The sequence below is a fragment of the Candidatus Zixiibacteriota bacterium genome, from assembly GCA_014728145.1.
Classification (GTDB): Bacteria; Zixibacteria; MSB-5A5; order JAABVY01; family JAABVY01; genus WJMC01.
The window spans coordinates 1-10,234 of record WJMC01000002.1 but is presented as its reverse complement, the minus strand read 5'-3'; the positions used below and the strand labels follow the sequence as shown (position 1 = coordinate 10,234).

Genomic DNA, 10,234 nt, shown 5'->3' with positions numbered 1-10,234 from the left:
GGCATCTAATCGCAAGCATATTCTGGCGGTAGTCAGGTTGACATCAGGCTGAAAACTCAGTCTTCAAAGAGATCGTCCCAGGCTTTTTTGCGATCTTCAGGAGTATCGAGAGGCTGTGATTCCTGCTTTTCCATATACGTCAGACGGGGCTGGAAATACTCGCAAAAATTCGCTTTCTCTTTGTATCGAACCCATTCCGCCTGGGGTTCTGTGCATTGATGATAAGCGGATTTATCGTAAAAACGACAGTTGAAACAACACTTGAGCGGATTGTCACATTCCGGACACATATCCTGCCGGGTGACCTTGTCCGGCAGTTCCACTTCGTTTTTACAACTCCAGCAAACTATTGTGTTTAGCATAATCTCAAATGATTTACGATGCTGATCTCATACCAGTTGGTCTGAAACTATATTATAAAAACAAGGCAAATTGTCAAATCAATTTTCCCTCACCCGCGGGTACCGCCGTCTTGATTTTACGCGCAAGATATATGAAGGGTGTGTCCAGGCCGGCCACAATGACCTTGAATAAATAAGTCGTGACAACTATCTGAAACAGTTCCGAAGCTGGAAACACTCCCCAGAATGCAATCAAGGTAAAGGCCACAGAATCGAGAAGCTGACTGACAGCGGTCGAGAGATTGTTCCTGAGCCACAGCAATCTGCCCCCGGTTCTGGCCTTGAGCTTGTGAAAAGCCCAGACATCGTGATGCTGAGAAATCAAATATGCCAAAAGCGACGCGATCGCGATCCGTGGCAGAAACGAGAAAATCTCTGTCAGATGAGGCATCATCCGGTCGAACCCGGAGGGCTTGAACTGGATAGCAATTTGCATCGCCGCGATCATCCAGAAAAGGCAGAAAAAACCTATCCAGATACCTTTGCGCGCCTCGCGTTTGCCATAATTCTCGCTCAGTATATCCGTCGCCAGAAAGATCGACGCGTAGACAATATTGCCCAAAGTGGCAGTCAGGCCGAACATCTCGACCACAACCACGACCTGGATGTTGCATATAATTACCGATCCGGCAATCATAGCATACAGCCCGATTCTTCCCCACAGCCGATAAGCAACGATCACCATCGCCAAATCGAACAAAAGGAATATGATCCAGAGTAACTCGTTAGGCATAACCTCGATCCCGGTCTGATTATACAAGTCGGAATAAACGAATATTTAATACTTTCGTTTATTGAATTAAGCTATTATAATTAAAATTTCCAAAAAAGTTGTATATTTTCGCGAAACTTATATATTTTGACCCCAGTTTTTGAGGTGAGTTATGAGAATCCTGGTGATTGGCTCGGGCGGCCGTGAACATGCCCTGATATGGAAATTAAGGCAGTCCAAACAGGTCAATAAGATCTTTTGCGCTCCCGGCAACGGCGGTATCTCGGCCATGGCCGAGAGCGTGCAGATCAAGCCCAACCAGCACGATGACCTGCTCGCATTCGCGCGCGACAACCAGATAGATTTGACCATAGTCGGCCCCGAGGATCCGCTGGCAGGCGGAATAGTAGACAAATTCGAACAGGCCGGGCAGAAGATTTTCGGCCCTTCGAAGGCGGCCGCGGAAATTGAATCGAGCAAGGTTTTCGCCAAACAGTTCATGACCAAATACCATATTCCCACCGCCCCTTATAAAGTCTTCGATAATCTCGACGAGGCCTCACAGTTTGTGGGCGAAGTCAACCTGCCGGTGGTGATCAAGGCCGACGGCCTGGCGGCCGGCAAGGGCGCGATTATCGTCAACACGGTCGATGAAGCCCGTGACACACTCCAGAAAATTATGGTAGACAAGGCTTTCGGTGAGGCCGGCAATCAGGTCGTGATCGAGGATAAACTGATCGGCGAGGAGCTGACCTTGATGGCTTTTACCGATGGTAAATCCGTTCTTCCACTGCTTCCGTCACAGGACCATAAGCCGGTATTTGATGAAGATGAGGGTCCCAATACAGGCGGTATGGGAGCTTTCTGTCCGGTACCGTTCGCTTCCGACAAGCTGGTCGAGATGATCACAGATCTGGTTTTGGAACCGGCAATTCGAGGTTTATGGGAAGAAAACCGCCCCTTCAGGGGTATACTCTATGCGGGCCTGATGATCACCGATTTCGGTCCTCGTGTGATCGAATTCAACTGCCGTTTCGGGGATCCCGAAACTCAAGCGGTACTGCCACTTATCAGTCATGACCTGGCGGCTCTGTGCATGGCAGTGGCCAACCATAACCTGGAGCTGGATGAATTGAACTTTTTCGATCGCTTCTCGGTTGGAGTGGTAATGGCTTCGGGCGGGTATCCCGGAAGCTATGATAAAGGAAAACTTATCAATGGTATTGACAGGGCGATTTCCGGCAATCGCCAGGTTTTTCATGCCGGATCAACATTTGACAACGGGAAGTATTACACCTCCGGCGGAAGAGTGCTGTGCGTTGTGGCACAGGAGGATAACCTCCAGGACGCGATTGCATCAGCTTACGACGGAGTTAACCTGATAGAATTTGATAACGCCCATTTTCGCAAGGACATCGCGGCGCGGGCATCACGCAGACGGTTTAGATTTTCAAGGCAGGTGTAGAATGGCTGAAGTACTTATTCTTCTCGGATCGAAATCTGATCTCAAGTATGGTGAAAAATGTCAGGCGACACTCGAGGAGCTGAAGATTTCCAATCAACTGGAGATCTCCTCGGCTCATCGTGAACCGGAAAAGACTACCGAACTGGCCTCGACCGCACAGGAAAAAGGCACCAGGGTGATTATTTGCATGGCCGGAATGTCGGCCGCGTTGCCAGGGGTGGCGGCCTCTAAAACCCGCCTTCCGGTAATCGGCGTACCGCTCTCAGGTTCGGCCCTGAGCGGTCTCGATTCAATGTTTTCGGTGGTGCAGATGCCCAAGGGTGTGCCGGTCGGCGCGGTTGCTCTGGACAGCCATGGCGCGGTCAACTCGGCCCTTTTGGCGGCCAGAATTATCGCACTTTCCGATTCTGATGTGTATAACAGAATAGATGCGTATCTCGAAAATATGAAAAAGAAATAGACAGCGAAAGGAGAGGCATATTTTGATTAGCAGAAAGGACATTCACAGGATACTCTTGATCTTCACCTGTATTTTCTTCGTAGCTTCCATTGGAACGGTTCAGGCCCAGAGCGAAAAGGCCAAGGAACTGTTCAATGAGGGGGTCGATGCCGAAAGCGCGGGCGACCTCAAAACAGCCAAAACCAAATATGAAGCGGCGATTGCCGAAGATGCGGAATACTCAAAACCCCACTTTAACCTGGGCGCCATACTCTTCAAGCAAAAAGACTACAAGAAGGCCCAGGAACACTTTGAGAAAGTTACCCAGCTCAACCCGGATAACGTCGACGGCTGGAAAAACCTGGGGCTGGCAGCGACTAAGACCGGCGATCTCACAATCGGTGATAACGCTTTTTCAGAGGCACTCAAGCGCAAGCCGGAGGATGTAGAGATTATGGAAGCTTACGCCATGCTGTTCTACAACAATAACGCTTATGACCGCGCTATCAGCAAGCTCGAACAGCTCATTAAGCATAAACCCAAAGACAAGAAAATCTTCTATTTTTTAGGTAAATCGTATACAGAAGTCGGCAAGACCGACGAGGCTGTCGACAATTTCTCCAGCGCGGCCAAAATCGACCCCAAATATCACATGGCTTACTTTGAGATGGGAAATATCTACCTCGACCAGGAATCATGGTCGAAGTCGATGTCCAACTATGAAAAAGCAGTTAAGTATGATCCCAGGCACTACCAGTCCTGGTTTAACCTCGGCTCAGCCTGTCTCGGTCAGCAGACTGAAAGCTCCGTGGTACGAGCTTACGAGGCCTACAACCAGTTTTTGAAACTAACTTCCGGGAGTAAAAACTCGCAGATTAAAACAATGCGGGGACAGGCTCAGGGGATCGTCAAGAAACTGGTCGATTACTTTGATCAAGCAGGCATTGCTTACGATTGAGACAACAATTAGTAGTAAGATAGAGTATCGAGAAAGTTTCTCCAGTCGGAGAAACTTTCTTTTTTATATGACCGGTTAAACTATTGTAAAAGTTCAAAAAGTGTATATAATTGCGATGTTATGACCGTCCCTGATGAAAATGCAAGTACTTACGAGAGCCGTCAGGCGGAGGCCGATAAAACTACGGTTGTCTCGATTATTGCCAACGCTTTTTTGCTTATAGCCAAGATTATCGGGGGCACTTTCGGTCGCTCGCAAGCACTTCTGGCCGATGCTATCAATTCCCTTCTGGATTTGGTTGCCAACATGGTGGTCTACATGGGGCGCATGATCGCCCGCAAGCCTCCCGACCGGGAACATCGCTACGGCCATGGTCAGGCTGACACGCTGGCGGCTATCTTCGTGGCCTTTACGCTATTGATCGTCGGTGGCTACATCGTGTACCAGGCGATTCATGTCATCATCCACAAAAACTATGTCGCCCCGACTACACTGGCAACTGTGATCGCGGTTTTCACAATCGTGCTCAAAGAGATACTCTACCGCTGGACGATCCGTGTCGGGCGCGAAAGCAAGAGCCCGGCGATTATCGCCAACGCATACGACCACCGTTCCGATGCCTACGCCTCACTGGGTGCCCTGATAGGAATCATCGCCGCCCAGCTCAAATGGCCGATACTTGACCCGATCGCCGGTATCTGGATCGCCCTTTTAATCATCCGTAACGCCATAGTGCTGATACGGGAGAATGTTCATTCGCTCATGGGAGGTAATCCCGAACCTGAATCAGAACAACAGGTTTTGGAAACCCTCAACAAGGTCACAGGTATAAAATCAGTGAGAGATCTAAAACTGCGGAGCATGGGTACGTATCTAATAGTTGACGTTGTCATTATGGTGGATCAGGGTTTAACGGTCAGGGACGGTCATGATATTGCTTCTGAATGCAAGCAGTTCTTAATCAAATCTAACGGCAGAATACAGGATGTAATGGTTCATGTGGAACCTTTTGATAACTCTCAGGAGAAACGATGAAATACGTTGAAAACATAATTGACCTGATCGGTCATACCCCGCTCTTGAAACTGGGCAAAACCGCTGAAGGTATTTCTGCGCCGATCTTTTTGAAAATGGAATACCTCAATCCGGCCGGCTCGGTCAAGGACAGGATGGCCAGTTATATCATCAGGGATGCCGAAAAGCGCGGTGTGATAAAAAAAACCGATAAGATTGTTGATAATTCCTCCGGCAACGCGGCAGTAGCGGTCAGTATGGTCGCGGCAAATCTCGGTTATAAAGCGGTCTTTGCCGTGGCGGATAAAACCAGCCAGGAGAAAATCGACCTGATCAAGGCGTATGGTGCCGAGGTTATTGTGACACCGACTGAAGTGAGCTGGGATGATCCTCGAAGTAATTACATGGTCGCTTATGAACTGGGGCAAAAAGAAGGTTACTTTTATCTCTCGCAGTATCATTCCCAGAAAAACGTGGAAGCTCACTATATGCGCACCGGGCCTGAAATCTGGGAAGATACCGAAGGCCGGATCACACATCTCGTGGCCGGGATCGGTACGGGTGGAACTATCTCCGGGGCCGGACGTTACCTCAAGGAAAAAAATCCCGATATAAAGATTATTGGTGTTGACCCGGAAGGTTCGTTGTTTTACGACTGGATCAAAACCGGCCGGACTGAAGGAATTGAGCATTATCCCTGCAAGGTCGAGGGTATCGGCACCGACATGGTAGTGCGGGCCTTCCATCCCGAGGTAGTCGATGACGTCATCCGAGTATATGACCGGGACGCTTTTTTGACTTCCCGTAAACTGGCGCGCCAGGAGGGCATCCTGACCGGAGGCTCAACCGGGGCTCATATCCATGCCGCCCTTCAGGTCGCGCGCAAGCTCGATGATACCGCAATGGTGGTTACTCTGGCCTGTGATTCCGGGCAGAGATATCTGACCAAGATGTATTCGGATGAGTGGATGAAAGCGCAAGGTTTCGATATATAAATAAAATAGTGTATTTTCTATTGGATACAGGAGGAGCTCTATGAATTCGCTCAAGCTGTTTTTCTACCTGGTTTTTATACTTGTAGTACTGACTGGTTCACAATTACAGGGCCAGGATCCGGCCGCAGAGCTGGTTATCCCGGATTCGCTGTTTGATTTCGGTTATTTTGCCGTGGACGGCAAGGTCATGCATCGCTTCTGGCTCTACAACGAGGGCGACGACACCCTCAGGATAATCAAGGTCAAGGCCCATTGCGGATGTTCGACCGCGCCGATTCAGAGCGACAATATCGCTCCCGGCGATTCCACCTATGTCGACTTCTACTTCGATTCCAAGCGCTTGACCGGGCTTGTCAAAAAGAGCGCCAGCATCATCTCCAATGATCCCGAACGACCATTACGTGATATCACCATCGTGGCTTTCACTGGGCAACCGCACCCGCTGGTGGAAATTACACCGGAAGTTATCAATATGGGCCGCTTGTCGATGGATAAACTCGATAATGTTTTCGTGGCTGAGATTAAAAACAAGATGGAAGATGACGTTAATCTCAATTTGGTCGATTTCTCGGAAGCCTATGTTCGTGCCGAACTGGCTGATACGATTTTAAAAGCAGGTGAGACTACAAAGCTGAAAATGACTCTTCTGCGAATACCGAACAAACCTCATTACTATCATTTTTCCGCTTCCATGGATGCCTATTTGGAAGATGGCAAGAAAAAGCGCTTTACAATACCCGCAGTTGGCAGACTGAACCGGATCGAGTAAAATGAAGGCATTGGCTGACAGGTTGATGCAAGAATAATGGGTACAGCCGATAAAACAGAATGAATAGTGACCTTTTGTGTGGATTATTTATGAAAATATTCATTGCTTTTTACTCTGTTGTGTTATACTTTTGTTAGGGGGCTGATAGTAGAGTGACTGATTCTGAAATCTTTAAGGGTATGAAACACTACAAGATTATTCTTGCTGACGATCATCAGATGTTCCGCAACGGTATAATCAATCTTTTGCGGGATTATGAAGATTTCGAAGTCGTGGGAGAGGCCGGGAACGGCCGGGAAGCTCTCCAGATAGCTTCTGAAATTCCACCGGACATCATGATTGTCGATATCGGTATGCCGATTTTGAACGGATTGGAAACGGTCAGGCAGTTGACCGCTCATCATCCCGATGTGCGTTCGTTGATGTTGAGCATGTATATCAGCGAAGAGTATGTCAAACAGGCATTGATCGCGGGGGTTCATGGGTATATACTCAAGGAAAGCGCGTTTGAGGAACTGGTTTGGGCGCTTCAGGCGGTCGTAAAGGGCGAACACTTCCTTTCACCTGCTGTATGTTCGATTGTGATCGGAGAATATCTTAAACAATATACCGGCAAAGAACGTAAGAAAGCCCTCGACAACCTGACTGCCCGAGAACGCGAGGTGATCCAGCTTGTGGCCGAGGGTAAAACAACCAAAGACATTTCAAAAATACTATATATTTCCCCTAAAACAGTCGAGGCTCACCGCTCAAACATCTCCAACAAGTTAAATCTGAAGAGTGTCGAAGAGATCAGGGATTACGCAGTTAGAAAAGGTTTCGTTATCGGCAGTAAGTAAATTGTTCATAGATTGTCAAAAAACAATCCGAAATATCCCTTAATTTTTCTTGACAAGTAACGATAAAATAATATGATTACTTTTTAGTAAATTTGTAATTAGATAATAATGCGAGGGTGTTCCTCTGCTGTCCCTGGGTAGTTTCCTAGCCCCCTCTACCCAACCAGAGTTGCACCCTCTTTTAATTTACAAATCGTTATCTATCAGCAATTTCCAGACGGACAAGATCAGCCTTTGATGTTGCCGAGAGGCAGAATTTTTACCACTTTTTTTGATATTCCCAGATCGTCTATTGCCTGGATAACATCATCGATTTGCTTATACGCAATACCAGCCTCCTCCGCCAGACCCGGCATTGAGGCCGCCTGGACATAAATACCAGCTTCTCTCATCTCTTTTAAAAGCGATTTACCGTGAACCTGCTTTTTGGCCTTTGAGCGTGACATAGTCCGCCCGGAACCATGTAAAGTCGAGCCGAATGTCTCCCGGTCGGCATACTCGGTTCCCAGCATCAGGTACGATCCGGTCTGCATCGACCCCCCCACGATAACCGGCTGTCCCAGGCCACGATAACGTTCCGGAACACCATCCCGGTCGGGACCGAAAGAGCGAGTGGCTCCCTTGCGATGAACGACCACCTCCATGTCGCGCCCGTCGACAGTGTAGTTTTCTTTCTTGGCGATATTGTGACAGACATCATAAACGGTCGAAATGCCCAGCTGATGAGGATCCTTGTTGAAGACCCTGCTGAATACCTCACGTACACGGTGGGTAATTATCTGGCGGTTGGCGAAGGCCATATTGGCCCCACAGGCCATCGCTTTAAAATACTTCTGGCCTTCGTCGGATTTAAACGGCGCGCATGCCAGTTCCCTGTCATTAACCTTGATACCATACTTGTGCATAGCTTTGGTCATACTCTTGAGATAATCCGAGGCGACCTGGTGGCCGAAACCTCGTGAACCGCAGTGAATCATGATCACGATCTGATCAGAACGGTCGATACCCATCTTCTGCGCCGCTTGGCTGTCAAAGATGTTGTTTTCTGTTACCACGCCGATTTCAAGAAAATGATTGCCTGAACCGAGCGTACCGAGCTGATTGATCCCTCTTTTTACAGCCCGTTCCGACACGGTGTCCGGATCGGCCCATTTTAACCATCCATTTTCTTCGATCGAATCAAAATCGCCCTGGGTGGCATATCCATTATCCCGGCACCATTTCACTCCGCCGGAAATTACGTCGTTAAAGTCTTTGCGGGAAAGATTGAGCTGTCCCTTACATCCTACACCTGTGGGTACGGCCTTAAACAGCGCCTTGATCAGGTCTTCGAGTTTAGGCATGACTTCCTGCCGGGTCAGACCGGTTCTCAGCATCCTGATCCCGCAGTTGATATCGAAACCTATACCGCCCGGAGAAATCACTCCATCCTCGGTCGAAAAGGCGGCCACTCCTCCAATCGGGAAACCATAGCCGTTATGGCCGTCCGGCATAACCATTGCCTTCTTGACTATTCCCGGCAGGCAGGCGACATTTGTAATCTGCTCCTTGACCCCATCCTCCATCGCGTCGATCAGGCGGTCGGACGCGTAAATTACCGCCGGAACCCGCATACCATGCTTCTGGTCCGGATCGATCTGCCATATTCCATCCGAGATTTTATGCATTTTCATAGGACACCTCACAAATCTAAAACAACGAAAGCTTTCCAGCCCCCGGCTGACTTCTCGAGGCTGAATTTGTGATAAGTGACAGCCTTGATATCGTTATTGATACGGTGACGATTGTTATCAAGGGTTTCACCGTATAATCGGGCTGACAAACTGTTCTGGCTTTCATCTATATCTATTTCATAACGTCGAAACACCATCCGGTCAACATCCTTGACATAGACCAATTCCTCCAGCCATTCGATCAGCAGGCTATCCAAATCTTCCTGCTTTAATTCGAACGTGCGACGTTCAACCTCCCTGACATCTTCAAGTTCAACCGTAGTCTCGGTAACTGCCAGGGCGGCCTGTTCAAACAACTGCGCCAGGTTTTCACCCCAGGCAGAAAAGGCGCAGTCCGAAGGAGCGATCTCTTCATCAAAGCAATAGCCCCTGCTCACTGCTTTTCCTTCTTTTTTCGCTGTTGCTTGTACAAAACAGCCAGACCGATCAGAAATCCAATCAACGCTGAAATCAGGATCAGAACAGCCTGAGAGGTCTCGAGCCTGAAAAATAAGAAATGCACCTGTGCCGGCGAGCTGTTGGCAACCAGGAATAACACGAGAAAGATCAAAAGAACCAGGATGATAATATATTTGGCGTTCATCGTCCTCCCCCGATAAATTATTGCATTGCCTTCAACTATCGCAACAAAAAAAGCGGGCCGATGTTCAGCCCGCTCGAGAGTATCTTTTCGCTCTAATAAAGTTCGATACAATCGACCGGGCAGACCGCAACGCAGTGCGAGTCGCCTTCCTGCTCCTCGCACTCATTACATACTTCGGGATCGATAATATATATATCTTCGCCCTCGGAAATCGCAGTCAAGGGACATTCCGGTTCGCATATTCCGCAGGCGGTACATTCAACCGATATCTTCATAGCCATCTGCGAAGTCCTTCCGAGATGTCACATTATCTGACCACTATACTG

At 48.6% G+C, this 10,234-nt stretch carries 13 protein-coding genes; 7 read left to right on the top strand and 6 right to left on the bottom strand.

Going from position 1 to position 10,234, the window contains the following annotated elements; translation table 11 throughout:
* Positions 1-56: 56 nt before the first annotated feature.
* Both GF404_00110 and GF404_00105 read right to left on the bottom strand, forming a co-directional pair.
* A complete protein-coding gene (locus GF404_00110; GenBank protein ID MBD3380573.1) occupies positions 57-362 on the bottom strand; it encodes a hypothetical protein in 306 nt (101 codons plus the stop codon).
* A 73-nt stretch (positions 363-435) separates the two neighbouring features.
* Positions 436-1,134, bottom strand: coding sequence for a queuosine precursor transporter (locus tag GF404_00105; protein MBD3380572.1), 699 nt, complete (start codon positions 1,132-1,134; stop codon positions 436-438).
* 151 nt (positions 1,135-1,285) lie between these two features.
* Here GF404_00105 and purD point away from each other — a divergent pair, with 151 nt between their 5' ends.
* The 7 genes from purD (at position 1,286) to GF404_00070 (ending at position 7,592) form a co-directional block, all read left to right on the top strand.
* On the top strand, positions 1,286-2,578 hold the full coding sequence (gene purD, locus GF404_00100) for a phosphoribosylamine--glycine ligase (protein ID MBD3380571.1): 1,293 nt from the start codon (positions 1,286-1,288) through the stop codon (positions 2,576-2,578).
* A 1-nt stretch (position 2,579) separates the two neighbouring features.
* Positions 2,580-3,038: a 5-(carboxyamino)imidazole ribonucleotide mutase gene (purE, locus tag GF404_00095; protein MBD3380570.1), complete on the top strand. Its 459-nt coding sequence runs from the start codon at positions 2,580-2,582 to the stop codon at positions 3,036-3,038.
* A 22-nt stretch (positions 3,039-3,060) separates the two neighbouring features.
* Positions 3,061-3,975, top strand: a complete 915-nt coding sequence (locus GF404_00090; protein MBD3380569.1) for a tetratricopeptide repeat protein — start codon at positions 3,061-3,063, stop codon at positions 3,973-3,975.
* 120 nt (positions 3,976-4,095) lie between these two features.
* Positions 4,096-5,010 (top strand): cation diffusion facilitator family transporter, encoded by a 915-nt coding sequence (locus tag GF404_00085; protein MBD3380568.1) that lies wholly within the window; start codon positions 4,096-4,098, stop codon positions 5,008-5,010.
* Positions 5,007-5,984: a pyridoxal-phosphate dependent enzyme gene (locus GF404_00080; protein MBD3380567.1), complete on the top strand. Its 978-nt coding sequence runs from the start codon at positions 5,007-5,009 to the stop codon at positions 5,982-5,984. Before GF404_00085 ends, GF404_00080 begins: the two co-directional genes overlap by 4 nt.
* Positions 5,985-6,024: 40 nt before the next feature.
* Positions 6,025-6,753: a DUF1573 domain-containing protein gene (locus GF404_00075; protein ID MBD3380566.1), complete on the top strand. Its 729-nt coding sequence runs from the start codon at positions 6,025-6,027 to the stop codon at positions 6,751-6,753.
* 152 nt (positions 6,754-6,905) lie between these two features.
* Positions 6,906-7,592, top strand: a complete 687-nt coding sequence (locus GF404_00070) for a response regulator (protein MBD3380565.1) — start codon at positions 6,906-6,908, stop codon at positions 7,590-7,592.
* A 227-nt stretch (positions 7,593-7,819) separates the two neighbouring features.
* Here GF404_00070 and GF404_00065 read toward each other — a convergent pair whose 3' ends face one another.
* From GF404_00065 to GF404_00050, 4 genes are all read right to left on the bottom strand, one after another.
* Entirely contained in the window at positions 7,820-9,265 is a 1,446-nt protein-coding gene (locus GF404_00065) for an RNA-splicing ligase RtcB (GenBank protein ID MBD3380564.1), read from the bottom strand.
* A gap of 8 nt (positions 9,266-9,273) precedes the next feature.
* Positions 9,274-9,816, bottom strand: a complete 543-nt coding sequence (locus GF404_00060) for an archease (protein ID MBD3380563.1) — start codon at positions 9,814-9,816, stop codon at positions 9,274-9,276.
* Positions 9,699-9,908, bottom strand: coding sequence for a DUF1049 domain-containing protein (locus GF404_00055; GenBank protein MBD3380562.1), 210 nt, complete (start codon positions 9,906-9,908; stop codon positions 9,699-9,701). The genes GF404_00060 and GF404_00055 overlap by 118 nt, the downstream gene beginning before the upstream one ends.
* A 92-nt stretch (positions 9,909-10,000) precedes the next feature.
* A complete protein-coding gene (locus tag GF404_00050) occupies positions 10,001-10,189 on the bottom strand; it encodes a ferredoxin (protein MBD3380561.1) in 189 nt (62 codons plus the stop codon).
* Between the last annotated feature and the right edge of the window lie 45 nt (positions 10,190-10,234).

Coding starts and splice junctions, on each gene's coding strand:
- GF404_00110 (MBD3380573.1), bottom strand. CDS start 362: ATGCTAAACACAATAGTTTGCTGGAGTTGTAAAAACGAAGTGGAACTG.
- GF404_00105 (MBD3380572.1), bottom strand. CDS start 1,134: ATGCCTAACGAGTTACTCTGGATCATATTCCTTTTGTTCGATTTGGCG.
- purD (MBD3380571.1), top strand. CDS start 1,286: ATGAGAATCCTGGTGATTGGCTCGGGCGGCCGTGAACATGCCCTGATA.
- purE (MBD3380570.1), top strand. CDS start 2,580: ATGGCTGAAGTACTTATTCTTCTCGGATCGAAATCTGATCTCAAGTAT.
- GF404_00085 (MBD3380568.1), top strand. CDS start 4,096: ATGACCGTCCCTGATGAAAATGCAAGTACTTACGAGAGCCGTCAGGCG.
- GF404_00080 (MBD3380567.1), top strand. CDS start 5,007: ATGAAATACGTTGAAAACATAATTGACCTGATCGGTCATACCCCGCTC.
- GF404_00075 (MBD3380566.1), top strand. CDS start 6,025: ATGAATTCGCTCAAGCTGTTTTTCTACCTGGTTTTTATACTTGTAGTA.
- GF404_00065 (MBD3380564.1), bottom strand. CDS start 9,265: ATGAAAATGCATAAAATCTCGGATGGAATATGGCAGATCGATCCGGAC.
- GF404_00055 (MBD3380562.1), bottom strand. CDS start 9,908: ATGAACGCCAAATATATTATCATCCTGGTTCTTTTGATCTTTCTCGTG.
- GF404_00050 (MBD3380561.1), bottom strand. CDS start 10,189: ATGGCTATGAAGATATCGGTTGAATGTACCGCCTGCGGAATATGCGAA.